At 64.0% G+C, this 24,312-nt stretch carries 20 protein-coding genes and 1 pseudogene; 4 read left to right on the plus strand and 17 right to left on the minus strand.

Annotated features, from left to right (window positions below; genetic code table 11):
- Positions 1-447: 447 nt before the first annotated feature.
- Positions 448-1,128 (minus strand): GntR family transcriptional regulator, encoded by a 681-nt coding sequence (locus ACFSXZ_RS27450; RefSeq protein ID WP_378268102.1) that lies wholly within the window; start codon positions 1,126-1,128, stop codon positions 448-450.
- Positions 1,129-1,813: 685 nt separating this feature from the next.
- Between ACFSXZ_RS27450 and ACFSXZ_RS27455 the strand changes: the two genes are divergently transcribed.
- Positions 1,814-4,168: an ATP-binding protein gene (locus ACFSXZ_RS27455; RefSeq protein WP_378268103.1), complete on the plus strand. Its 2,355-nt coding sequence runs from the start codon at positions 1,814-1,816 to the stop codon at positions 4,166-4,168.
- 592 nt (positions 4,169-4,760) lie between these two features.
- On the opposite strand, the gene ACFSXZ_RS27460 is transcribed toward ACFSXZ_RS27455, so the two are convergent.
- The 9 genes from ACFSXZ_RS27460 to ACFSXZ_RS27500 all read right to left on the minus strand — a co-directional run bounded on the left by ACFSXZ_RS27460 (position 4,761) and on the right by ACFSXZ_RS27500 (position 16,002).
- Positions 4,761-5,933: an NAD(P)/FAD-dependent oxidoreductase gene (locus ACFSXZ_RS27460; protein WP_378268104.1), complete on the minus strand. Its 1,173-nt coding sequence runs from the start codon at positions 5,931-5,933 to the stop codon at positions 4,761-4,763.
- The gene (locus tag ACFSXZ_RS27465; RefSeq protein ID WP_378268105.1) at positions 5,930-6,748 is read right to left on the minus strand and encodes an alpha/beta fold hydrolase; all 819 of its coding nucleotides are present in this window, start codon (positions 6,746-6,748) and stop codon (positions 5,930-5,932) included. Before ACFSXZ_RS27465 ends, ACFSXZ_RS27460 begins: the two co-directional genes overlap by 4 nt.
- 63 nt (positions 6,749-6,811) lie before the next feature.
- Positions 6,812-8,125, minus strand: coding sequence for an MFS transporter (locus ACFSXZ_RS27470; protein WP_378268106.1), 1,314 nt, complete (start codon positions 8,123-8,125; stop codon positions 6,812-6,814).
- Between the two features lie 130 nt (positions 8,126-8,255).
- Entirely contained in the window at positions 8,256-9,296 is a 1,041-nt protein-coding gene (locus ACFSXZ_RS27475; RefSeq protein WP_378268107.1) for a LacI family DNA-binding transcriptional regulator, read from the minus strand.
- Positions 9,265-10,602: a hypothetical protein gene (locus ACFSXZ_RS27480; RefSeq protein WP_378268108.1), complete on the minus strand. Its 1,338-nt coding sequence runs from the start codon at positions 10,600-10,602 to the stop codon at positions 9,265-9,267. The genes ACFSXZ_RS27475 and ACFSXZ_RS27480 overlap by 32 nt, the downstream gene beginning before the upstream one ends.
- Positions 10,603-10,627: 25 nt before the next feature.
- A complete protein-coding gene (locus ACFSXZ_RS27485; RefSeq protein ID WP_378268128.1) occupies positions 10,628-11,722 on the minus strand; it encodes an NAD(P)/FAD-dependent oxidoreductase in 1,095 nt (364 codons plus the stop codon).
- A 431-nt stretch (positions 11,723-12,153) separates the two neighbouring features.
- Entirely contained in the window at positions 12,154-13,515 is a 1,362-nt protein-coding gene (locus tag ACFSXZ_RS27490; RefSeq protein ID WP_378268109.1) for an MmgE/PrpD family protein, read from the minus strand.
- Between the two features lie 77 nt (positions 13,516-13,592).
- On the minus strand, positions 13,593-14,891 hold the full coding sequence (locus ACFSXZ_RS27495) for an MFS transporter (protein ID WP_378268110.1): 1,299 nt from the start codon (positions 14,889-14,891) through the stop codon (positions 13,593-13,595).
- 358 nt (positions 14,892-15,249) lie between these two features.
- Positions 15,250-16,002 carry an alpha/beta hydrolase gene (locus ACFSXZ_RS27500; protein ID WP_378268111.1) on the minus strand — a complete coding sequence of 251 codons (753 nt, stop codon included), beginning with the start codon at positions 16,000-16,002 and terminating at the stop codon, positions 15,250-15,252.
- A gap of 457 nt (positions 16,003-16,459) precedes the next feature.
- Between ACFSXZ_RS27500 and ACFSXZ_RS27505 the strand changes: the two genes are divergently transcribed.
- The 3 genes from ACFSXZ_RS27505 to ACFSXZ_RS27515 all read left to right on the plus strand — a co-directional run bounded on the left by ACFSXZ_RS27505 (position 16,460) and on the right by ACFSXZ_RS27515 (position 18,834).
- A complete protein-coding gene (locus tag ACFSXZ_RS27505) occupies positions 16,460-17,098 on the plus strand; it encodes a GntR family transcriptional regulator (RefSeq protein WP_378268112.1) in 639 nt (212 codons plus the stop codon).
- Between the two features lie 103 nt (positions 17,099-17,201).
- Positions 17,202-18,050 carry a fumarylacetoacetate hydrolase family protein gene (locus ACFSXZ_RS27510; RefSeq protein WP_378268113.1) on the plus strand — a complete coding sequence of 283 codons (849 nt, stop codon included), beginning with the start codon at positions 17,202-17,204 and terminating at the stop codon, positions 18,048-18,050.
- Between the two features lies 1 nt (position 18,051).
- Entirely contained in the window at positions 18,052-18,834 is a 783-nt protein-coding gene (locus ACFSXZ_RS27515; RefSeq protein ID WP_378268114.1) for an SDR family oxidoreductase, read from the plus strand.
- Positions 18,835-18,891: 57 nt separating this feature from the next.
- On the opposite strand, the pseudogene ACFSXZ_RS27520 reads toward ACFSXZ_RS27515, so the two are convergent.
- From ACFSXZ_RS27520 to ACFSXZ_RS27550, 7 genes and pseudogenes are all read right to left on the minus strand, one after another.
- A pseudogene (locus tag ACFSXZ_RS27520) lies at positions 18,892-19,098 on the minus strand (transposase family protein); the annotation flags it as partial.
- 917 nt (positions 19,099-20,015) lie between these two features.
- Entirely contained in the window at positions 20,016-20,231 is a 216-nt protein-coding gene (locus tag ACFSXZ_RS27525) for a LysR substrate-binding domain-containing protein (protein ID WP_378268115.1), read from the minus strand.
- Positions 20,232-20,498: 267 nt separating this feature from the next.
- On the minus strand, positions 20,499-21,272 hold the full coding sequence (locus tag ACFSXZ_RS27530; protein ID WP_378268116.1) for a maleylpyruvate isomerase family mycothiol-dependent enzyme: 774 nt from the start codon (positions 21,270-21,272) through the stop codon (positions 20,499-20,501).
- A 48-nt stretch (positions 21,273-21,320) separates the two neighbouring features.
- Positions 21,321-21,929: a dicarboxylate/amino acid:cation symporter gene (locus tag ACFSXZ_RS27535; protein WP_378268117.1), complete on the minus strand. Its 609-nt coding sequence runs from the start codon at positions 21,927-21,929 to the stop codon at positions 21,321-21,323.
- Positions 21,930-21,938: 9 nt separating this feature from the next.
- Complete coding sequence (locus ACFSXZ_RS27540) at positions 21,939-22,295, minus strand: hypothetical protein (protein ID WP_378268118.1); 357 nt, start codon at positions 22,293-22,295, stop codon at positions 21,939-21,941.
- A gap of 151 nt (positions 22,296-22,446) precedes the next feature.
- A complete protein-coding gene (locus ACFSXZ_RS27545) occupies positions 22,447-22,701 on the minus strand; it encodes a ribonuclease domain-containing protein (protein ID WP_378268119.1) in 255 nt (84 codons plus the stop codon).
- An 8-nt stretch (positions 22,702-22,709) separates the two neighbouring features.
- Positions 22,710-24,293 (minus strand): RHS repeat-associated core domain-containing protein, encoded by a 1,584-nt coding sequence (locus tag ACFSXZ_RS27550; RefSeq protein WP_378268120.1) that lies wholly within the window; start codon positions 24,291-24,293, stop codon positions 22,710-22,712.
- Between the last annotated feature and the right edge of the window lie 19 nt (positions 24,294-24,312).

The following is a 24,312-nucleotide window of genomic DNA, read 5'->3' on the forward strand; positions in this document are numbered from 1 at the left end:
ATCATAGTTGGACGATGTCGTCGTATACTCATGCACCGCAGCGACCACGTCAAGCCCAGACACGCACACCGCTTGCTGGTGCGGTGACCACGAACGATCACCGCTCTACCGAGACCGACTTAGGAGGAACGCTGACCATGACCGTGACAAGGCGGCCCACATAGCTGACGGACCGTAATTGGCGAGCGCGCACGCGCGATCGCGACCGACCTACATCGATCCGTCGCCGTCAGCAGGTCACGAGACTTCGGATATCGGAGCTACGACGGGGTAGGCCCGCGGTTCGTTGTTAAGTCGTGCGCTGGCTGGAGCTGCGAGCGTCGCGTTGCACGACACAAACCGAGATGATGCTGGCCGAACGTGGGCACAAGGTGCCGCCGAGCTGGATTTCGGCGGGTTCAGCAACCGCTCTTGCGATCGTTCCTGTTATTTGTCCTCGTTGCCCGATCATTCATGCTGATGGTAGTGATCTTCCAGCGCCTCAATGAGCTTCGATGCCTCTCCCGACATGGCAGCGTCAAGGAGCAGCAGGTGGCGGGCGGCGTGGTCCTGGCTGGCAGAGTGACCGCGCCGTAAGAGCGGGATCACCATGAGCGACAGCAGGGGCTCCTGACTCTTCCACGCATCAAAGAGCTTGCTTCGAGGCTGGTGTCCCATCAGCGTCGCATGAAATGACCGATCCAGTTCCAACAGTTCGTCGAGGTCGTCAGGTACGCGCAGACCGCGCATGCGTTCGGCTATATCGCGCAACTCCCGCGCGATTGACGCCTCGAGTGGAAGCTGAGTGTGCAGGGCCGCGCGCCCCTCGAGGGCGGCAAACACCTCACCGATCTCAACGACGTCTCCGTCGCTGAAGTAGCGCACTCGATGCCCGGAACCAGCGACAAACTCGACCAGTCCGGTCGAAGCGAGGCGAGTGAGTGCTTCGCGGATCGTACCCCGACTGACCGAAAAGTCCTCAGCGAGCCGCGTCTCAACCAGATGGCGGCCCGGGTCCAGTGTCCCCCGGGTGATCTCCCGGCGAAGGCGTCGCACAACTTGATCCACAAGGGTATCCCGCCTAGCGGTGGGCGGCGCCAGAGTGCGTTCCAGCGTCGGCTCGGCGCGGTGAGACGACCGGTTGGTCAAGGCATGCCTCCGTTGCGCATAGGGGTTCGCCGCAGGGCCAGGTTGAGCGAACCTGACATTACACGATCACCAATGAAGTATTGGACTTCCCTGTCGAACAGACATGTCGGATACGACCGCCAGGCGTGATGCGGTAGCCAGGCGACAATCCCATTGTCGGCTAAGCCGATCACCCAGCCGCCCGGAGATCGAAGCGCCGCGCGACCCTCCATCCGGCTCCGTCGCCACGCCGCTCACGGGCTACTGGAACATGACTGGGCGCTGTGGCGACTGCGCGCCGATCCCGAACCCGAGATCGCGACGCGGCGAACATCATTCACCTTATGGTTGAGTGCTGATGACTACTTCTGGTCACAGGCTGCCTACGCGTTGGCATCGACCTCCGTTCCTTCATCGCGGTCGGCGAGCAGAGCAATCCAGCCGAAGGCCACGTTGTCCTTACCGACCCAGCTCCCGCACGTCGGCTGTGCCAGCCAGTTCAATGACGCCAGGCGCTGGCGTGCTAAGAGCGCCGTTGATCAGCTGGCTGAGCTTCTGGTGGGATGGGCTGCGACTACTTTGCGTAGCATAGTTCCTGGTGAGAGGCGTAAGCTGCGGTGACCACGATGGTTCCCGGAGCCGCCATGCACGACAATCGTTCGGCCAAGTTGAGCGCGGTGAAACCAAGCAAGGAGCCGCGGTAGCGATGGGTGCTCCTGCGGGGTTGCGTGAGGGCAGGTTGCCGGCGGACGTCACCAGCTTTGTCGGACGTCGTCGGGAGTTGGGTGACGTCAAGCGGCTGTTGTCAGAGCTCCGGTTGGTGACCGTGACCGGTGGGGGTGGGGTGGGCAAGACGCGCTTGGCGCTGCGCGTAGCCGCGGAGGTGCGGAGGGCATTCCCACACGGGGTGTGGTTCGTGGGCTTGAGCTCGGTTCGTGATCCTGACCTGCTCAGCCAGGAGGTGGAGGATCCTGATCTGTTGGCCTATCTCATCGCGGCCGAGCTGGGCCTGCGGGAGCAGGCGAGGCGAGATCCGCTGCAGTCGCTGGCGGAACATTTGGCTACGCGCAGCGTGCTGTTGGTACTGGACAACTGTGAGCATGTGGTCCCGGCGTGCGCAGTGGTCGTCTCGGCGCTCCTGCAGGCGTGTCCGCGGTTGCGGATCCTGGCTACCAGCCGTGAGCCGCTGAGTGTTTCGGGCGAATCAGTGTTCGCGGTGCCGCCCTTGTCGACGCCGGATCCCGATCGGCACGCTCCGCCGGCGGAACTATTGTTGTCCGAGTCGGTCGCGTTGTTCGCGGCGCGGGCCGTGGTCGTCGACCCCGATTTCCAGCTGGCTGAGGACAACTGTCGTGCTGTGGCCGGTATCTGTCACCGCCTCGACGGTGTCCCGCTCGCCATCGAACTAGCGGCCGCCAGGCTCCGCGCGCTAAGCCCGCAGCAGATCCTGGACCGGCTGGCAGACCGATTCGCCCTGCTGACGCGGGGGTGCCGCGCCGGGCCGGACCGGCAGCAGACTTTACGGGCGTGTGTTGACTGGTCGTTCGAGTCGTGCACGAAGCAGGAGCGTCTGTTGTGGACCCGGCTGGCCGTGTTCGTCGGTGGCTGCGAACTCGACGCTGTAGAGGGTGTCTGCGCGGACGATCAGCTACCCGAAGCCGATGTACTGGATGAGGTTGCCCGGTTGGTCGACAAGTCGGTCCTGGTGCGTGAAGGGACAGGCGAGGTGGTCTGCTATCACATGCTGGAAACCATTCGGGAGTACGGCTTGCGGCGGCTGTCCGAGTCCGGCGACCACGAGACGCTGCGTCGCCGTCACCTCGACTGGTACCAGCAGCTGGCCGCACGGGCCCGGGTGGAGTGGGTCAGTGCCCCGTGGAGGTACTGGTTGGATCGCCTCTGGCGAGCGCAACCCAACCTTCGGGCCGCCGTGGACTTCTGTCTCGGCGAAGTCGACGAGCCGGAGGAAGCTCTACGACTCCTGACGGCCCTGCCGTGGCTGTGGTGGTTTGGGCAGGGCGCGTTCGGTGAGGGTCGACGCTGGCTGGGAATCGCCCTTGCCAGGGCCGACGCCCCGAGCGCGCTGCGCGCCAGGGCACTCCTGCTCAATGCCAACCTCTCCCTTGTCCAAGGAGAGACCGACAGGGCGATGCGGCTGCTGGAGGAGGGGGACCGGCTCGCCAGGCAGCTGCAGGACCCCCCGACGATGGCCTTTGCCGACAGCATCCGTGGACTGAGCCTATGCCGCAGCGGCTATCCGCAGGCCGCGATCGACGTACTGACGCGGGCCCGGGACGCCCTATCGGGTGCCGAGCAGCCCGACGCCGACCTGCTGCACGCGGTGTTGGCCCGGCTGGGGCAGGCCGCTGCAATGGTAGGTGACCGGAAACTCGCCGATACCTGCCAAGCAGACATGTTGGCGATCACCGGGCCCGGGCCCGCGTCCCAGCAGTTGACGTGGGTGTTCGGCCAGAACGCTTGGCTGCTGGGCGACATCGCCGAAGCCAACAAGTATTTGAGGGGCTACCTGAGGTACACCCGAAAACACGGAATCATCGACCGATACGGCACCGCACGAGCCCTCGAGGTCCTGGCCTGGGTCGCCGCGAGCGAGCGACGACATCGGGCTGCCGCAAGGCTGCTCGGCGCAGCAGAGACAATGTTTGCCGACATCGGCGCACCCATCGCCACCGCCCTGCACCTGATCGACTACCACCACGCCTGCGAACAACAGGCCCGGCACGCCCTGGGACGCGTTGCCTTCGACGAGTGCATCCACAAAGGACAAACAGGCTCCTATGAGGACGCCATCGCCTACGCCCTCGGCGAGCAGCCAGCAGACACGGCCTCCACAATGGCGGACTCCCCGGCGGGGCTCACCCGCCGCGAGCGCGAAGTCGCCGAGTTGATCGCCCAAGGGCACAGCAACAAGGAAGTCGCCGCAGACCTGGTCATTTCCCAACGCACCGCCGAAACCCATGTCGAGCACATCCTCACCAAGCTGGGCTTCACCTCCCGCACCCAGGTCGCCGTCTGGGTCGCCGCACAGAAGGCACGCTGAATTCGAGGCACGAATGGCAACCGGAGTCGGGCCGGTCGAGTATTCCGCGCGTACTGTCGATTCACTACGCCGCCAACCGGATCGCGGCGACGGAGCACGGATCAGCTCACGCAAGGTCCGCAGCTGGCCGCTCGTCCATCAAGCACGCGGGTCCCGACGGGTCGATCGCCTTCGCCCTGATCCGAGCTGATTCGGTGCTGAGGTCGGCGCTGGCGATGTTGGCATCTTCGGCTGCAAGCTCACGAGGCGCCGTCGAGTCCTCCTCCGCCGCCAAGCGCCAATGTCGTCCGTCCGATGAGTCCAAGATCCATGGATGTCCTTCGTTAGTAGGAAGTAAACGAAAGTTCCGGGAGATAGGCCGGCTAGCGGTAGCCAGCTAGCCAGCCGTGGTCTGCTCCACTCGCTACGAGTCGCCGGCAGGGCGGGTCCTGGGCTTCGACTGCCTCTCCCGACTTCGGTCACAACGCTGGCGAAGTACCTCGCCGAGAAACGATCGGTCCCTCGATAGTAACCGCCGTGCCTCCAACTCCATGACTCGTACACTTGAGCTGGCCACCCTCTCCGGAAACGCCGGTAGGTAACCTTTTGCTGCTCACGAAGAAGTCGGGGCCTTCTCGCCCTCGATCGCGTAGGGATCGAAATAGGGAACGTCCTTCGCGGTGGCTTCGATGACGCGCGTCGGCCGGAAGGGCTCCAGTAACTGAGACGCTTTTCCGGTCGTGATCTCTTCTGCCGCAAGGCGTCCCATGGTCGCGCCCTGGGTGACTCCACTGTGCATGGTCATGACGTAGAGGCCCCCGATGCCGTCCCAGTGACCGACGACCGGCAGCCCGTCGAACGGGTAAGGCCGTGCGGCGATCTGTATCCTTTCTCCGCGGACTTGTGCCGGGTCGAGGTCGGTGACACCGGCAGCGGTGATCTCGAGCAGCCTTTGCACCTCGGCGTCGGGCAGTGTCCAGGCGGACCGGTCGATGTGGGTGTCGCTTTCCGCCGAACGGACCACGAGCCGCCCGCCGGTGTCGGGGCGCACGCTGAGGCCGGGCAGGTGCAACATCGTTGTCAGATTCGATGCGCCAGGCGACGTGGTCACGGTTACACCTGGGGTGCCTTCGGTCTGAACACTGACTCCCTGGCCAGCCATCAATGCGCCGATACCTGCCCCAGCGACGAGAACGACAATATCCCCGACGACCCGCTCGCCGCCTTCGACGACCGCCCCTGTGACGCGTTGCCCGTCGGTGCTGAGCTCGGTGACGTTGGTGCTGTCCCGAAGAGTTGCACCCATCTCCTTCGCCGCACCCAAAAGGTCATGAATGAGCAGCGGAACGGTGATGTAGCCTTCGCCGGGGAAAAATGCGGCGAGTTCATAGTCGTCGCGCACACGGATCACCGGGTCGAGGCGCGGCAACTCGCGCGGCGCCATCGCGACCCCTGCATAGCCACAGGAATGCAGCCGCTCCACGCGCGCGAGGAGCGCCTCCGCGTCGACCGGGCTGTTGGCGACGTGCACATTGCCGTCACGGTGCAGCCACGACGAGGAGCGCAGCTCGCGTGCGACGACGACCCACTCGTCAATCGACATCGCATTGAGGTTGTGGTAGGTCCGAGGCTGCTTGTCGCAGGAGTTCAGCCACGCAAAGCTTGCCGCGCTCGCGGCACCTCCGGGGATCCCCTTGTCTAGGACTGTCACATCACAACCTCGCTTGGCGAGCTGGTACGCGACCGAGGCGCCCAGCACACCGGCGCCGATGACAACGGCTTTCATCCCTGTCCTTCCTTCTTCTGTGGCTTCGTTTGTGGGCGCTCACCCACTGTTTGCAGGATGAGTGCGGCGGTGGCTTGTGGCTGCTGCCGCAAGAAGAAATGGCCACCGAGATCCACGGGCACAATGCTCATCCGCTCGCCGTACCGATCGACGGCCGCCTGTTCCAGCAGCGTGGCCGCCGCCAGCACCGTGACCGGGCATGGCGACTTCGACAACGCCGCATCCAGGTCCCAGGCGAGCACGCTCCTGAACAACGGGATGGCGCTGGCTTGGGGCGGAGACGACATCTGCCTGATCGTGTCCTCGATGAGACCACGATCATCGTTCCCTGCCCAGTAACCGTGCACGGTCGCTTCGACGGCGGCGCGCCGATCGCACGCCATTGAAGCCACGGTCGCTTCAATTGCTGCGTCGTCCTGCTTCGGATAACGGTTGAGATAGTGCAGCGAATCGATTCCCACGACATGCACCACGTCGGCGTTACGCACGCGGTGCGCGGCTTCCAGTGCGATGGCACCCCCGCCGGAGTGCCCGGCGAGCACCACCTCGGTCAGGCCGAGATAGCTTACCAGGGCCACGAGATCGCAAGCCGCCCTCTCGATAGTGAACGAATCCCGGGACGTGGTCGAGCCGAAGAAGCCGACCGTGTCCATCGCCACGGCGTGCCATCCCCTGGCTGCCAGGATCGGCAATATATCGCTAAAGTTGTCCCTGGAACAGCACCAGCCAGGGACGAACACGATGCCCGATGAACCATGCCCCGTCTCGTCGTACGTAATATCCGCGTCATCCAGCATTACAGCCGCAGTTTTCATCGAACCTCCGGTACAACGTTGCTCGATCAAGTTCGCCGTTTGATGGTCATCGGCGTGCGAGAGCTACGCCTCTAGATCTCGACGGCCGGTCTCTGCGGTCACCAGGGTGGCGCCGAAACTGATGACCGCAGCCACCATGACCGCTATTGCGATGCTGATACCGGTTCCGGTTCGTCCCACGAGCCACACCGCGAAGATCGGCGCGGTTCCACCGAACAGCGCGGATGCGACGGCGAAGGCAAGCCCGCCGCCGCTGACACGGACTCGGGTCGGAAGCAGTTCCAGCATGATGGGGGTTTGCACGCCTTGGTGCAATCCGATCGGAACCACGATCGCAAGTTGCGCCAGCAGAACGAATCCGAATGTACGCAGACCCATCAGCAGGAACACCGGCACGGACAGGATCACGAAAAGAGCCTGCGCGGCAAAAAGTACAGGACGACGACCAAATCGATCCGCAAGCGTTCCCGAGAACGGAACAATGCACATCATGAAACATTGCGCAATAAGTGCGCTCAAGAATATGGCGCGCGCACCGAACTGGGTATGCCCCAGAAGGTAGGTCGGTACATATGTCAGGAAGACGTAAAACGCGAAGAAGCTCCCGCACAGGAAGATCCCCAGCAGTCGTAGGAGCTGGCCCAGGTACCGCCTGTTGGTGAACAGTTCGACAATAGGGGCGGGGGCCAGGGTGCCACGTTCTTCGATCTTGCGAAACTCCGGCGTCTCCGTCAGGCGTGCCCGGACAAACCATCCCATGACCCCCAGCGGGGCGGCGATGAGAAACGGGATGCGCCATCCCCACGTTACCAGCTCATCATGGGGCAACACGGCCGAAAGCAACGTCGCCGCAAGCAAAGCCAGAATGCTTCCCGCGATCCCGCCCACCTGCACCCAGCTCGCCGAGAAGGCGCGGCGGCGAGACCCGCTTTGCTCGAGCACCATGGCGCCGGCGGCAGGAACCTCACCGCCGGTGAAGACTCCCAGTGTCAAACGAGACAGCACCACGAGCACCGGAGCGGCAACGCCAATCGCCGAGGCCGACGGCAGGACGCCGATGACGGTAGCCGCACCCGAAGCTCCAAAAATTGTTATCGCCATAATCTTGCGCCGCCCCAGCCGGTCGGCGAAGTGACCGAAAATAGCTGCGCCAAGAGGCCTCGAAACGAAGGTCGACAGCAAGCCGGCAAAGGTGGCCAATAAGCTCGCGACTTCGCTCTTGGCTGGGAAGAATTGAGGCGCAAGAAAGACGGCAAGATATCCATATAGCGTAAAGTCGTACACCTCGATAATTTGTCCCGCAGCACCGGCGATTCGAATCAGAAACTGTCGCGGTTCTCGTTGAACTGGACTGGCTTCACTTTTTTGGAGTGACATGGGCCGCCCTCTTCGTTGAGGAATACTAATTATTCGTTTTCGTAAACAGCAACAGTGGTCTACGGGCAGAAGTCCCGTCCCTGTCGCCGGTCCGCGCGCTAAGCGTCGGATTGTCGGGTTGCGCCCTCGTTCATATGTTCTCGCCGCAGGACGCGCGGGCGATGAGTTGTGGCTCGAATGTCAACTGCTCGGGCTGATCGGGGTCGTCGACGATGAGCTCAGCTGCCCGCTTACCCATCTGGTAGGAAGGTTCCGCGATCACAGTGATGCCTAGCGCCGGGGCCCAGGAGAAGTCGTCCACCGTCAGGAACCCCACGTCATCGGGAATCCTAAGCCCGCGGGCAGTCAGTGCGGAATGCACGGCGACCGTACGGCGCCCGGCGAGGCAAACGATCGCGTCCAGGGACGTACCACGATCCTGGAGCGCGTCTACAGCGCCGTCGACCTCGGCGTTATCTATCGCGACTACCACGGCATCCTCGGGAAGCGGCCTGCCCGCTTCGGTGAGCCCCTGTCGCAGCCCCTCGGTTCGTTCCAGCTGGCCCGGACGGTTGCCGGCGGAAATCACCCCGATCGATCGCCGGCCGCACGAAATCAGATGGTGTGCCATCATCCGGCCGGCCGCGATGTTGTCCAGTCTGACCGAGTGCAGGCCACGCGGAGGGTCCGCCAACGACCGCCCGACGATGACACAAGGCGTTCCCGCTGCGGCCATCCGGCGCGTCCTGGTGTCCGTGGACTCACCACTGGTGATGATCAGGCCACGTACCCGCTGTTCGTCCATGGTTTGCACATGTGCGACCTCTCGCTCGGCGCTGTGGAACGTGTTGGCGAACATGACGAGGCTGTCGTGCTTGGCCGCCACCTCGTCGATGCCGCGCATCAGGTCGAGGTAGAACGGGCTCGTGAGATCATCGATGACCACACCGATCGTGGTGGAGCGCCCGGCGAATATGCTCTTGGTGAGGGCATTGGGGGTGTAATCGAGCTGGGCAGCTGCCTCCCATACCCGGGTGGCGGTTGCCTCCTTGACGGCGCCACCGTTGAGTACCCGCGACACTGTCGCGACGGACACGCCGGCTGCCTTGGCAACGTCGCCGATGGTTGTTCGCTTCACGGTGCGTTCCTTCCCGCGCCGGTCAGGTGGTGACACGCCGACCGCCGCGGACAACGGTCTCGCCACCTATCATGACGGTCTGGACGTGCGCCAGCTCCGCTGGGTCAGTCAGGACCAGGTCCGCGACCGCGCCCGGGGTAACCCTGCCCCGCCGCGGCGCCACGTCGGGGATGGCGTCCGCGACGTTGGCGGTGGCCATCCGGATCGCCGCAGGCAGATCTACCACGCCAGCCTTCGTGGCACGGTCGATCGCGAGCAGGATCGCGTCGTGGAAGCCGGCCGCGTAGTCCGTCGAAATCGTATCGACCAACCCGGCTTTGAACATCGCGTACAGCAACTCCGGGCCGTCGGTCAATCGCTGCGCGCCGAAGATGTCCACGGTGGACACATCCACGATGGCACCCACCTCCTTGAGCCGTTCGGCGTGCTCCAGTGCTTCACGCACGGTGAAGCTCGGATGGTTGGAATGCCCAGCAATGAGTGGGACGCCGGTCTTGGCGATCGTGGCAACCTGGGTCATCGACGCGGCCGCATTGTGCACGAGCACCGGCACTCCCGCCTGGTACGCGCATTCTGCGGCCTCGGCGAGGCCGTGCAACGCGATGTCGAACGCAGGCAGCACGATGTCCGAGATGATCTCGCGGATGTCCTCGACCGACAGCTTGCCAGCCAACCCCGCGGCCACCAGCGCCTCTTCGACCGCATCCCGGTCGAATGACGACGCCGAGATGTGCTGGCCCAGCACGGCGACCTTCAATGCATCCGCCTGTCGGGGTGTGATCGTCACCCCGCTGCGCCGGGCGACCTCGGCCGGGATGTACAGGTAGCTCGCCCCACCACCGCCCAGGGTCTGACCGGAACCGATCTCACCGAGAGCGACAGCGCCCTCCTTGACCGCCTGACGCGCGGTGAATCCGCGCGTCTCGTCGGTCAGACCGCCGCCATCGGTGATCGACGCCGCTTCCAGGCAGGCCGGGGTGTTGCACGAGGCCAGTTTGACGGTGAGCGGATGGTCATCATTCGTCTCGGAGACGGCCTCAGCGGTCACGAAACCGTCGACGCAAAGAACAGTGGTCGTGCCCTCCAGCAGATGCCGGTCGAGATTCGCACGCACCTGTTCGTGTGTCAGTCCCTCGTGGCCGCTCGGGAACAGCGGCCCATACGCGGTGCCATGCGAGTGATTGTTGATCAAGCCGGGGATGGCCAGGTAGCCCGCGGCTTCCACGATCTCATCCACCCGGCCATAGGTGTCCGCAGGCCTGGTGGGCACGATCTCGCGAACCGTGTCACCCTCCACCACGACGTCAACGCCCTGCTGTGTGTCGCTACCGGTGCCATCGACCAGATCGCAGCCGCGCAAGACTGTCGTACGCACAACGCCTCCCTCAGAATCGCTCGAACCGGAACGGGGCCAACTCCTGGTCGTGGTCCTCACCCATGACCTCCGCCGCTACGAGAGCGCCGGCATGCAAGCTCAAGGTCGCACCGCTGTGTGAGACGGCGAAATGGAAATTGGGCAGCCCGGGTACCCGGCCAAGAACCGGTAAGCCGTCAGCGGGGATTGGCCGCTCACCCACCCGCACGCTCTCCACGCTCCCGGTGCGGATACCTGGGTAAAGCGCGCATCCCGCCTCGACGACCTTGTCGACGGCGGCCTGCTCCACGCTGATCTCCCCGGTGTCCGACACCTGTACGGAATCATCGATCTCGAACGACTTCAGTAGCAGCCGCCCGGCTCCGTCCGGCCTCAGCTGCACGCGCGGGGCGTGGACCACGCGGGCCACCGAGACCGCGACCGGCGAGGTATAGATAAGGGCTCCACGCTTGTTATCCATCGGCAAGTCCAGCCCGGCGAGCATCGCGACGTCGGCCGCCTGCGGCCCAGCACAGTTGACCATCGCGTCCGCCGGCAATCGCCGGCCCGACGCCAACTGCACCGAATGCACCAGATCGCCGGACACCTCGATGTCAGTGACCGCGTCACCCCACATCCGTTGTCCGTCTACAGTAGACAGGAGGTGGCCGATCAGCCGGGTCGGCTCGATCCACCCCTCGGCCGGGAAATAGGCAATCTCGTCCGCCGGCAATTCCGCAGGGTTCACATCGGGCTCGAGCCGCAGCACCTCCTCACGCTTGAGCCAGCGGGCTTCATACCCGTAACCGAGCATCGTCTTGACCTTCCGCTGCAGCCGCTCGCGCTCGCTGTCATCACCACCCCATTCCAGGTTGCCGCCCTCGTGGTACCAGTCGCTGCCTGGCACCCCGCGCGCCAGCCGACGGTGCGCTTTCATACCGGCAACATTCAGATCGTGGTACGAACGCGGCTGCTTGCCAGACGAGTTGGTCCACGAGTACGTCGCACCCGATGTACCACCCGCCGGGAAACCCCCATCGACCACCGTGACATCGGCACCCCGCCGCGCTAGTTCGGCGGCCACGGCGGCACCATAAACACCGGCACCGACAACAACGACCCGCATAACCACACGAATCCTTTCTCTTACTGAATAGCCAAAACCCGGACAGGCAACGCCCAGCGGGAACCCTGCGCTCTCACCAGTTCCACGCCGAGGCACGGCAGTCCGCCTCAAGTCTTGTAACTAGTTACAGTAATTAATTACACTAGAACATGCGACAGCGGAGTCTGTCAATGGCCGAGGCCTACCCCCGGAAGCGCTACGACCGCGCGGCCAAATCACCCCCCGCTGCGCTGCGTTCATTCGACGCGGAGCCGATAACGCTTTCGACCACATGGAGACCTTAGACGCTGCGTTGGTCGCGCCAGAGGCTTCGCGCGAACTCGGAACGTCGCGACGGTCGCCAGGGTGACGACCTCCGAGACTACAACCAGGTGCCAGGATCGGGAGGATGCGTAATGTGTCCAGCGACGCGGGGCCTGCCACAAAACTGATCATGGCTTCCTCGCTTCCAACTCTGACTCGCGATCCGTCATCATCCGTTCGACCACGGCATAAAGCCGATCGGGGACAACGTTCCTCACCGAGGGGCTCCCGGCCGGGAGTGCTGCAGCGACCGCGGCACACAGCGCGGCATCGCTCAGGCGCTCGTGTTTGGCGAGGACGCCCTCCGCATCGAGGCCCCACGGGGCAAGATCGACTGAATCGCTGAGGCCAACGGCAGCACTCGATGCGAGCCCCTTACGCACGTGGATTATGATCGTCCTATCGCCTGAGCGCTCATACCGAAAGACGTCTCGATACCGCAAGACAGCTGGCTGGTCGTTCACTGAATCCCACTGCGGCCCGGGCTCGACTCCCGAGATCAACAGACTGAAAGCCGCAGGTAGGCTGAATGCTACGTCGGCCGTACCGAGAATGTCAGGTTCACAAAACTTCTCGACCTCGTCGGGGCCAGTGAGGACGATTTCGACGATCTCGTCGTCTGGCGAAATGTTTTTCAGCAACTGCGACAAAGTCTTGAGATACTCCTGAAGGTGCCAACAGACCGGAAAAGCCTTGAACCCGACTCGCAACACGGCCGGTTTCTCATCCAGGGCCTGTTCGAAGTCCCAACGGTCCGATCCGGCCATCTGCCACATCCCCGCGTCGCCATCGAGCGCCCTCGTGACACCCGTCTGTCCCGCCGTCACCAGATCAATGGATAGCACGGCCCCCGCAGCCGCCCATCCCAGGTTGTTCTTGACCGCAGGCACAGGCCGCTCGTACCACTTCGCAGTGTAGGGCAGCAATGAGTGCGCGACGGCTACGCCAATTACGCGCTCCAGCATCGAATCATCAAAGTCAAGAGCGACACCCACACCGATACTTGCCGCAACCGTGTCCCACACGCCGACAGACCGAACCTGCGCGGCCCGTTCATGCGACGGCACGGATGCGGCGCCCAGAACGGTGTGGGCCTCATATCCGGCGGAAATTCCCCGCAACAGACGATCGAGCGATAGGCCTTCACGTGCACCCACAGACAGAACGGCACCAATGATTGGCGCCCCTGGGTGACCAAAAAGCGTGTCATCATAATCCAGCGAATTAGCTGCTTGGCCGTAAAGATATGCCATCGCAAATGACGAGAACCGATCCTTCGAACGATAACCATTTGAGCTCGGGCTCAACAGCTTGCCGGCAACGGCAATGCTCGGCTCGAAATGTTTCAACGAAAGACCCGCGGAGTAACAACTCAGGCTGTCCAGGAGACACAACTCCGTCCGCCGTAGCACGTCGGGATCCCAGGAGTTGTTTCGAAACTGCGCAACGTGTGAAGCCAACCGAGTGGACACACTCGACTCGTTCGCCACAGCGGAAACCCTTTCCTCATCATGTTGTTACCAAGATGCTCTAGGCTCGCGCCGAGGACATCCTTTCGAGATATCGATCAGCCGGCAGATGTCGAGGGAGCCGGCACTGCGCTCCCGTACTTCGGCAGACGTTTGGTCCAGAGGGCACCGGCCGCCGTCAGGGCACCGCCAAGCATGAAGACCAGCGCGAGCGGCAGCGTGGAGCCACCCAGGTACTCCGCCCAGGCCAGCGCGGGGATCGGCAGCAACGCACCGCCGATCACGCTCGCCACCGCGAACGCGAAGGACAACCCGAAGTAGCGCAGGCGGACCGGGAAGTGCTCACTCATCGCGGCGCCGATTACCCCACTGTTAAGGCCAAAGGTGGCCAGACCGATCGCCATGCCGATCCAGAGCAGTACCGCTGAACCGGACGCCACCAGCGCATACGCGGGGAAGGCCGTCACGATTGGGAAGACGCCGCAGATCAGCAGCACTCGCTCTTTGCCGATCCGTGCGCCGAGGTATGCCGACCCGAAGGTGACCAGCCCCATGACCACTGCACCGATGATCATTCCGATCTGCACATCCGCTGCATTCAGCCCAGGCACGTGCCGCGGCACGAACGCCAACAGTCCCGTGGCAAAGGTCAGTATCGCGACCGCCGAGGCCTGCACGTTCAGAACCATCGCGAGAATGGCCTTGCTACCCTCGCGCAGTGTCACCATGAAGCTCGCACGGGGCTCAGCGCCCCGTTCGGCCTTAGCCAAGGCCGCCTTGAACTCGGGCGTCTCCTCGATCTTGGTCCGAACCACGATCCCGATCGCGATGAGCACTGCTCCGATCAGGAACGGCACCCGCCAGCCCCACGCCTGGAATGCCTCTCGGCTGACGATTGTACCGATCATCAGAAGCGAAGCAGTCGCGAATCCGAAACCGAGGGCGGTGCCAAGTTGCGGTATCGCACCGAACAATGTCTTGCGCTTCTCTGGAGCGTGCTCGACGGCGATAAGAATCGCGCCGCCCCACTCCCCACCGTAAGCGACACCCTGCAGGACTCGCAGCGTGACCAGCAAAATCGGCGCGGCGGCCCCAATTGTTGCGTATGTGGGCAAGAGTCCGATGAGAACTGTGGATAGGCCCATCAGACTGAGCGTGACGAGCAGACCACGCCGGCGCCCTGCCTTGTCCCCCAGCCACCCGAAGATCACAGCCCCGAGCGGCCGGGCCACGTAGGCTACGGCCTGGCTGGCGATCGCGAACAGCGTGCCCGCCCACGGCGCGACCCCGGGGAAAAACAGCGGCCCGAACACAAGTGCCGCGACGAACGAGTAAAGAATGAAGTCGTAGACCTCAATCAGGTTGCCGATTGCCGAAGCTGCCGCGATCGTCCGCAAGGATAGTCCACCGGTCCGCGCTGTCCCCTTTGTCCTCGCCCCCGCCCCAGTGGTGGTCATTTCTGGACCACCGGTCGTCGATCGCCGCCGTACTGCCCGGCGCTCACATGATCCAGATGTACCCACTCGACGTCCGTGGTCGCGCTGCACCCGCCGTCACTCATACTCGGGACGGATTGGATTCCCGTGCTGGACGTGCACAAGAACTCGAACACCTGACTTCACCTCCGGTGCTGAAGTTGGTTACGCTAGTTCGGTGTTGTAACTAGTTACATTGACGATGTTCGCAAGTACCCGACAGATGAAGTGACTGGTCAATGGTCGCTTGTCATCTGATCAAGCGGGCGCTCGGCGTCGGCTAGTCGGCTGGCGCGAGGCAACAATCCTGACCCTGAGCTGTTACCTGGATCGCGGGCAGAGCGGTCGGAATGTGGGTAACGAGCCAGGCGTGCACATAGGTGGCCGCAACGGACGAGGTCGGATCCAGGATGAGGTCGTGCCCGGCGTTCAGCACGACAGCCCGGGTCGCACGATAGGTGCGTGTCGCGTAGTCGGCGAGTTCACTGACGTGCCCGCGGTCGCGTTCGGCAGTGAGCACGAGTACGGGGCATTCGAATTCTGCGCTCTTGATGGCGCCGCCCCTCGTGACATCGTTCAGAGCCGCCGGCGATTCCGGACACAATCGTTGGAATAGCTGGTCGAACCAATCATCGTCTATCACGTGGAAGAATTCTTTCCTCGCTTCCTCTCGCTTGATCACAACCGGCTTGCCCAATGGGAAATCGGGCCGGAATTCATCCCCCTTGCGTGTTCGCCCGGACGCCACGAGCACCAGCGCCCTCGGGTTCGCGTGTTGGGCCACCATTTGTGCCACGATCCCGCCCATGCTGTGACCCACGAGGACAGGAGGTTCGTTCAGCCAGCCGAGGAGTTCGCCGACGGCGCGAGCGTAATCGGAAAGGTCGAGCGCGACGAAATCCGAGTCGGGCAGTTGTTTCGAGTCGGTATGGCCTGGCAACGATATCGCGTACGTGCACCATCCCAACTCTGCGAAATGTGACTGCCAGATCTCCCACGCCCACCAGCCATGAAATCCGCCGTGGATGAACACGAGTGGATGTCCGGTCCGCCATCGGACCGCCGGCGACACTTCTCGGACGAACAAGCCGTCGAGGTCATGGTCGATAACAGTAGGGCTATCCACTATGCCGTCCCTTTGTCGTGACACTGTTCCGGCCAAGCTGGCACGGGACGGAGCCGTCGTGCGAGGAGCGAGCACGACCACGTACGTATGCGCGTGCCGTGTCCACCAGCAGCAGTCTATGTAACTAGTTACATTCTTGTCGCAATAGTGAACCACGCAACAAGCGAACAGTCAATGGCATGGCCCAACGCGTGTGAAACGAGGGCGTCACGCCGTGCCGCCCGACGGTGATCGGCGACGTTGGTTGGGTGACAACACGATGTGACCGATCTTGACAGGGGAAGACTTCCCGGCGTCTCTCTCCTCGCGCGACCCTGGTGAGGTCATGTATGCCACAGTGCATCAAGTATGCAAAGGTAAGAGGGTGCGCGAAACTAAGGCGAGCCGGGTATACGACGAGGTGCGCGCGGACATTGTGGGCGGAAGGCTGGCGCCGGGTTCCGTGCTCGACGAAGGCGAGCTGGCAGCGGCCTTCGAGGTGTCGCGGACTCCGGTCCGGGAGGCATTGCGCGCGCTCCAACGAGACGGTCTGGTGCGGAGCGGTGCACGTCGGCAACTGTTTGTGCTCGATTTGTCCGAGCAGCAGCGGGAGGTCGCGGCACTGCGGGCAGCGTTGGAGGGGACGGCTGTCACCGAGGCGTGCACACGGTGCACCCCGGAGGACCTCGACGACCTGCGGCTAAACGTGATCAGGCAACGTCGTCTTGCCCGCGCCGGGAACAGCGAGGGCTTTCTCGAGCTCGACGAGGAGTTCCATCGCCGACTTGCCGGTGTCGCACGGATGCCAGTGCTCTCGATGCTGCTGGGTCAACTCGGTGCCTTCGTCCGCCTGGCGCGAGCGGGCGAACCCACCGAAACCGAGCACATGCTGAGCCTCGCCGACGAGCACGATCAGATAGTGGACCTGCTGGAAGCCCGTGACACGAAGCGGCTGCGGGCCGCTCTACTGGCCAACATCGACAACACCCCGCGCCGGGCCGGGCCCGCTCGCCACCGGTCGTAGACGTTGACGGCCAGGCGGCCGAATCATCTCCCTCGTCATGTATACATATTGATAGTAAGTATGTAATTACTGATCTAGCGCACAACGGAAGGGAACGACGGGTATGCGGCTGGCCAGCATCACGCGAGACGGGCGGGCGGTTCCCGCGGTCGTCGCCGAACATGGAGTGGCAGCGGTCGAAGACTTCGCACCGGGACTTCCGGCCGACACGATGGAATTGCTCGACAACAAGCTCTGGCCAGAGGTGGTGGCCAGCGCGGAACAAGCCACCGCAGAGATCTTCACCCCTGCCGAGACCGCAACCTTCACCGCGCCTTACCTCCGCCCGCACAAGATTTGGGGCATCGGCCTGAACTACGCCGACCACGCCGCCGATCTCAGCGAGTCCGCACCCGACCAGCCCGCGTCGTTCATCAAGGGCGACCACACCATCATCGGACCCGACGAGCCGATCGTCATCCCGCGACAGAGCAACCGCACGACCGTCGAGGCCGAACTGGGAATCGTGATCGGCCGGTACTGCCGCAACGTCTCCGAGGAGGAGGCCCTGGACCACGTATGGGGAGTGACGACGATTCTCGACCAAACCGCCGAAGACATCCTCCGCATGAACCCCCGCTTCCTGACCCGCGCCAAGAACTTCCCCACCTTCTTCTGCTTCGGGCCTGAGCTCGTACCGATGGCCGACGTGCGCGCCAAATTCCGATCACTGGACGAGATCGAGGTGACCACCGTGGTGAACACCGACGAGCGCCGGTCGAACGTGGTGGCCAACATGACGCATCGCCCGGGGTCACTGGTCAGCTTCCACAGCCAGATGATGCCGCTGTTCCCCGGCGACATCATCTCGACCGGCACACCCGGCGCGATCGTGGTCGCCGACGGTGACGTCGCCCAGGCGATCGTCCCTGGCATCGGAACGCTCACGACGACAGTGAAGCGGGAGGCCTGACATGGATCTGGGACTGAAGGACAAGGTCGCCCTAGTGCTCGGTGCCGGTGGCGGACTCGGTGGCGCGATCGCCGGCGCGCTGGCCGCCGAAGGCGCCAGGATCGGTCTCGCCGACATCAACGCCGATGCGCTCGCCGCCGCCACCAAGCGCATCGATACGGTCACGATGGCGACGGGCATCCAGTGGGATCTCCGTGACCTGGGTGCGATTCCCGGCAACGTCGCCACGGTCGAGAAGCAGCTGGGGCCAGTGGACATCCTGGTGAACCTGACCGGTGGCCCGCCGCCAACCCCCGTTTCCGGACAGGACTTTGCCACCTGGTCGAACCATTTCGAGTCCATGGTGCTCTCAGTCATCGGCGTCACCGACGCGGTACTGCCCGGGATGCGCGAGCGGAACTGGGGCCGGATCATCACCAGCACCTCCAGCGGGGTGATCGCGCCGATCGCCGATCTCGGCCTCTCCAACGCGCTCAGGTCGAGCCTCGTGGGCTGGAGCAAGACGCTCGCGCGTGAGGTCGGGCCAAACGGGATCACGAGCAACATCGTCGTTCCCGGCCGGATCGCGACCGCCCGGATCACGCAACTCGACGAGGCCAAGGCCGTCCGTGAAGGCCGTTCCCTTGACGACGTCGCGGCCGAAAGTGTCGCTGCGATTCCGGTCGGCCGTTACGGCGATCCCGCCGAGTACGCCGACGTCGTCACCTTCCTCGCCAGCCCCAAAGCCGCATACGTCACCGGAACCATCATCCGCGTCGACGGAGGCCTCATCGCCTCCGTCTAAGCCGGCGGGCTGCTCACGGAAGGTCTGCCGCAAGCACTCGAGGCACCCGCAGCGCATCCGTCGAGTCCGCAGCCGTATCAGCACACGCCGCCCGTCAACCGGCACATCAGCCACTTGCAGGACGACATAACCGTGCACCCGCCCCGTCGCCACCCCACAGTCCGGGCAGTCCACCGGCCCGGGCCGCGTCGATGCCCGCACCACCAGCACCCCAGCCTCATCGTCGACACCATCGAGGACCAGGGGCGACAGCCCCGAGGACACAAATCCAGCAGTTGATCACCAGCGCACGGCGCTCACCCTGGCACAACACCGAATCCCGCACGCATCGTCACCACCGGATCCGGGCCAGAGCCGAAGATCGAACAGACCCGATCATGGCTATGCGAAACACCACCGGACCGGCATGCCCTGGTTTACCCAGCACGCGGATCAGCCGCCCAAACCCGGCCACGGCCCGAACGGCACTCCAAAGACTGATCGGCGCCAACCGCGCAACGATGCTCCACGAACTCGAACGCCCCGCGACCAGCACCGAACTCGCCGCACAACTCGGTCTCTCCCTCGGCACCATCGGAGGAACGCCTCGCCGTCCTCCGGGATGCCAGCCTGATCACCGGAACCCGGGTCAGCCGGCGCGTGATTTACCACCGCACCGAAACCGGAGACCTCATCACGCTCCCACGATCCGGCCAGCACACCTGCCTACCCGCCGGTAGACCCCCTTTAGTCAATTTTCGCCGCTACCGGCAAGCGCCAGTCAAGGTGTCTACGAGCGCTGTGCACCAAAAATTAGACCAAACGGGATCCACCGAGGACATGAAAAAGAGGGCCCCCACAGGCACTGACCTGCAGAAACCCTCTCGGCCGTCGGGACGACAGGATTTGAACCTGCGACCCCTTGACCCCCCAGGATGGTCTGGACAATTCGCTGACCAGCGGAAACAGAGAATCCCCAGTACAAAACAAATCCGTTCACGTCAGTTCACCGCAATTGAAGTCACCAACGGGACATTCGACTCTCCCAATTTTATCCCTCTCCCGGTGACTCGATTTCACTGAACGGGCCGCCAGACGACTCCATGGGACCCGTTCAAACAATTCGGCCTTCGTTCTCGGTGCGAGGGGTGGGATATCGCTCACCGAGCAGGTTCAGGAATGCCTCGGTGGCCGGGCTGGGCCTAGGGGCCGGAGGCGGTGGCGACGGGGAGCTGCCAGCGCAGTTCGTAGTCGGTGACCTGCACGGTGTCGAGACCGGTGGAGTCGTCGACCAGAAAGCGGCCGAGGAAGCCGATCCCCAGCCTCGCCCGGATGAAGTCGGCGGCCGTGCCCACGTTCGCGACCTCGACAGTCACTTCCGGCTCCACTCCCGCAGCGGCGAAGGCCTGGTCGACCATGCCGCTGAGTGCGTTGATACGGGAACCCCGACACCTCCCGTCGAGGCGTGAGTTCCCCGGACCCGGCCCGGCTCGAACGGGCTGCCACCCCCACCGTGCGACGGGCAGGACGCACCCTTACCGGGTAGATGCGCCTTGGGCGGGCTCATGTGTGATGGTATGTCGGAGGCGCCTACCGCGGCGGCCGAATTTCGCCCGCAGTGATCCGCGCGCTCATGCCGCATAGAGCGCTCGCTCCGACAACCACATCGACGAGGAACAATTCCGTCAGAAGCCGGGGAAAACGCGACGCAGGTCGTCGAGCGTGATGCTGCCGTCGATGGTGACGCCGTTGTCGTAAGGGGCCTTGAGACGGCCGCTGATCAGCCGGACAAACGCTTCTGGCGGCCCGTTGAACGTCGCGGAAGGTGACTCCAGGTGGTCCACCACGGTGACCGCGTCATCGATCACCAGACCGGCGCCTGGGATCGCGACGGACACCGGGCCGGCGAGCTCGGCCGGCTTCGCGAGGAAACTCAGTATGAAGCTCACGGGCCCGGTCAGCAGGTCGACCAGCACCCCGGCCGAGTCGGCGTCCACTCCGACGTGGGCGTCGAATGCCACGCGCACGTCCCACGAGTGGTTGGCCACCTCGTTGAGCCGCATACCCAGGGCGGTCACCAGCGGGACCGGCTCCGGCAGGAAGCCGAGATCGACGGTCAGCGACGAGCGCTGCTCGGGCGTGAGTGCCTCGACCGTGTCGAGCCAGCGGCCGTTGTACTCCAGGAAGCCCTCGGCCTGCGCTCGCGGCGCGGACGCATCCCAACGGGCCCAGATCGTCTGGTTGTCCTCGGCCGTCACGGTCTCTCCGGCCGCCCGGGCAATCGGCGCGCGGCCGATCTCCGCACCGCTACCAAGGTGGGAAAGGACCTGGGCGACGGTCCATTCCGCAGCGCCACTCGCGGTGGCCAACTGGTCGTCGGTCAGGGTGCGCACGAGATCGGCAAGCACGTCATGCTCACAGCGGAGTGCGGTCATCGTGCGGTCTACGAGTTGACTCATGCCACGCCCAACCCTCAAACGGACGTATCTGTTCCCCTGAGCAATGCCTCACTCGCCCGACCAGCACAGGCCGCACCACCACCGATCTCCAGAGCGGCCAGATACCTCCACCGGATGCGTCGCCGGTCGCGGCCGACGCGCGCTCATGCCGATGTTCGGTCGGCCGGTCCGGAAGGCGGTTCGATGCGGGGTGGTGTCGTTTTCCGGGGTGTGTGCCGAACCATCCGGAGAGCGCTGCCCGCAGCACGGGCGTGGCGTGTCGGTGGGTTCTCCGGTGGTCACGGCCCAGGCGATGTGGGTGACCGGCGGATCAGGTTGATAGGCGTGGGCGATGAACAGCACCGCGACCGCCTGGTACATGCACGCGCCAGAGGTGTTGAACGAGTACCCCAGCGGCACGGCAAACGAGCAGGTCTTGCGGGAAACGCCGTAGCTGTCCAGCTTCTCCAGCAGCGGCGGGAGCGCAACCTCCGTGCTACGGCCGAGGAACGCGATCAGCGACGCGGGGAAAATGTGCCGGAACAGATCCCAATACCGAATGCCGAACGTCAGCCCGACAAGCGGGAAGAGCCCGAAGATCACCACCGCGAAGCCGGCATAGAGCACACTCGGGAAACCCAGCAGCGACACCCCGTAGTTGGCACTGGCGTAAGCCATCAGGGAAGCCTACGATAGCGATTCGCGATCATTATTCTCACCATTGACCCATTCGCCGACAAAGAAGTATTCGATCTGACGATTAGCGGTGCTATCGGTAAGGGCTGCACCGTCTGTTATGGACAGCAGATTATGCACACAACGCAGGAAATGATAGGTATTGAACCGGGCAAGCGCATCGAGACCATCGATCACCACGGCATACGGCGTAGACTCAGGACTGGTCAGGAAGTCCCAGAGTCGATCTTCAAACGCAGCCCAATTTCCCGCCCCTAATTCGTTAAACCTCAGGCGTTGCGTAAGTTCAACAAGGAACGCACGTTCCGGGTCTCGTGCACCCTCGTGCAGGCTTGCGTTGACAACCATGAAGCCTGCGCGAGACAGGCGTTCCCGTAGCTCAGAGGCACTGCTCGGGCTGACCAAGTACGGCCGCCCCTGCAACCAGGGGACCTGCGCTCTCACGTCCAGCCATGGACGGTCCGGCGTCCTAGGGTCCACCCATGGCGGGATTCTTCTGTCAGCACCCACAGTTCGGCCCCCTGAGTTGAACAAAGCCGTCATCGTAGTGGTTCGTATACCAGACCTCGCCCCGGCCACCGAAGATCAGCCGGCCGCCACCAGGCCTTGTACCTCCCGAAGCGGTCGGGAGTATATCCGTCTCGACATAGTAGCGCAGAGGTGCCGCGGGAAGTCCGTCGCCGCTGTAAATTCCAGAGCCTATCTTACTACCCCCCTTTCGCACGCCAGCGGGGAGGGTACCGTCGATATCCATTTGCCGAACTACATTTTCGGCATCAGGTTGTAGGTGCGGGTGGTGGCGGACAGAAAGCTCCCGGCTTCACGCCACAAGCTGTTCCGCGACGTTTCCCGCTGCGTTAAATACCCCGGCATCAACGAAAACAGCGACAACGGCGTCACAATCTTCGACGGCCGCTCCGGAGCGCCGATCAGGCCCAGCAAATCGAAATCCGGAGCCCTCCCCCTACCCGGACTCCCGACATCGGAATCCGAGGACCCACCACCGCCCCCTGGGGAACCGGTGCAGCCACAGACGTTGGGATTGGAATCCCCGCAACTCCAGCCACCGTTACGGCAGGCGTCGCCGCCGCCGTATCCGCCACCGGGCAGCGGGCAGGATCCGTCAGGACCATGGCACAGCCCCGACGGATCGGAGAACATCACCGGGTTCCCGCCCGCGTAGCTATAACCGTTGAACTGCTGGGGGTTGGTGGTGTCCATGATGGGATCGACAGTGGTGAACCGGCCGGTGAGCGGGTCGTAGTCGCGGGCGCCAAGATGGGTCAGGCCGGTGGTGTTCTGGTATCCCCCGAGGTAGCCGTGCTTGTCCGGCCAACCGGTCGGGGCAGGGCCACGAGCAACGCCGTAGGGGTCCTGCCAGCGTTGGGCGACGGCGAGATTGTCCGCGTTCACCGTGGCGTAGGTGGTGTCCTGGTTATCCGTCAGCATCCAGGACAAGCCGGTCGTGGCATTGCGCTCGGCGACAGGGTGGCCGTTGAACGTGTAGAACCGGGTCCCGATCGTGCTGGAGGTCCCTGCCGCGCGGAACAGTTCGAGGTCGTTGAGGGTGAGGGTGGTGCCGGTGGCGTCCTTGGTGAGAAAGAGCTTCCCGTCAGCGTCATAGGTATAGCTGGAGACCTTGCCGGCGGCATCGGTAGCCGTGGCGACCCGACCTTCGGCGTCGTAGGTGAACGTCAACCCCGCACCCGAGGCCCCCTGGGTGAGGGTGCGACCCGCGGGGTCGTAGGTATAACCAGCGTGCGTAGTGCCGCCCGGGCCCGTGGTGTCCAGAGCCTGGATCACGTGCGGTTGCACCTGCCCGGCAGCCGGGTAGGTGGACACGGCCGTGCTGTCCCCGCCCGACCCGTGCTGGGTTTGGGTCAGCCGGTTACCGGTCTGATCGAACGTCCACGATGTCCAGTACGGCGCGGCGCCTCCCAGGCCCGTGACGCTGGGAGTGGTGGCGCAGTTGCCGGAGCCGGGGGTCCAGGCTTGGGTCAGGCGTTGCACGTAGTCGTAGTTGAAGCACTGGGTGTCGGCGGCGGCGCCTTGGGGGGTGTCGGCGATGGTGGTGATGTCACCGGACGGGTCGTAGGTGTAGGCGCGATTGCCGATCATGTAGTTCGTCGAGGTGGCCCGTTCGGCCAGGGTGGTGGCCAGTCGGTTGGTGCCGTCGGCGTAGGTGTGGGTGACCGAGAGTTGGTTGGGCAGGGTGGGGTCCTGGTAGTTGTTGCGCAGGACCTGCCCGTAGGGGTTGTAGTCGGTTTCGGAGACCAGCGTGGTGCCGTTGGCGCTGACGTCTTCGAAGGTGGCGGGATTGTCCAGGGCGTCGTAGAAGGTGAGCATCGACTCGTCGGGCAGGCCG

This window comes from Amycolatopsis pigmentata (genome assembly GCF_042684065.1).
In the GTDB taxonomy this organism is placed as follows: domain Bacteria; phylum Actinomycetota; class Actinomycetes; order Mycobacteriales; family Pseudonocardiaceae; genus Amycolatopsis_E; species Amycolatopsis_E pigmentata.

Excerpts from the sequence above, each read along its gene's own strand:
- ACFSXZ_RS27465 (WP_378268105.1), bottom strand. The coding sequence starts at position 6,748 with ATGAAAACTGCGGCTGTAATGCTGGATGACGCGGATATTACGTACGAC.
- ACFSXZ_RS27535 (WP_378268117.1), bottom strand. The coding sequence starts at position 21,929 with ATGGCTTACGCCAGTGCCAACTACGGGGTGTCGCTGCTGGGTTTCCCG.
- ACFSXZ_RS27510 (WP_378268113.1), top strand. The coding sequence starts at position 17,202 with ATGCGGCTGGCCAGCATCACGCGAGACGGGCGGGCGGTTCCCGCGGTC.
- ACFSXZ_RS27515 (WP_378268114.1), top strand. The coding sequence starts at position 18,052 with ATGGATCTGGGACTGAAGGACAAGGTCGCCCTAGTGCTCGGTGCCGGT.
- ACFSXZ_RS27485 (WP_378268128.1), bottom strand. The coding sequence starts at position 11,722 with ATGCGGGTCGTTGTTGTCGGTGCCGGTGTTTATGGTGCCGCCGTGGCC.
- ACFSXZ_RS27470 (WP_378268106.1), bottom strand. The coding sequence starts at position 8,125 with ATGTCACTCCAAAAAAGTGAAGCCAGTCCAGTTCAACGAGAACCGCGA.
- ACFSXZ_RS27525 (WP_378268115.1), bottom strand. The coding sequence starts at position 20,231 with ATGGTCGACCAGGCCTTCGCCGCTGCGGGAGTGGAGCCGGAAGTGACT.
- ACFSXZ_RS27530 (WP_378268116.1), bottom strand. The coding sequence starts at position 21,272 with ATGAGTCAACTCGTAGACCGCACGATGACCGCACTCCGCTGTGAGCAT.
- ACFSXZ_RS27540 (WP_378268118.1), bottom strand. The coding sequence starts at position 22,295 with ATGGTTGTCAACGCAAGCCTGCACGAGGGTGCACGAGACCCGGAACGT.
- ACFSXZ_RS27460 (WP_378268104.1), bottom strand. The coding sequence starts at position 5,933 with ATGAAAGCCGTTGTCATCGGCGCCGGTGTGCTGGGCGCCTCGGTCGCG.
- ACFSXZ_RS27550 (WP_378268120.1), bottom strand. The coding sequence starts at position 24,293 with ATGCTCACCTTCTACGACGCCCTGGACAATCCCGCCACCTTCGAAGAC.
- ACFSXZ_RS27545 (WP_378268119.1), bottom strand. The coding sequence starts at position 22,701 with ATGGATATCGACGGTACCCTCCCCGCTGGCGTGCGAAAGGGGGGTAGT.
- ACFSXZ_RS27455 (WP_378268103.1), top strand. The coding sequence starts at position 1,814 with ATGGGTGCTCCTGCGGGGTTGCGTGAGGGCAGGTTGCCGGCGGACGTC.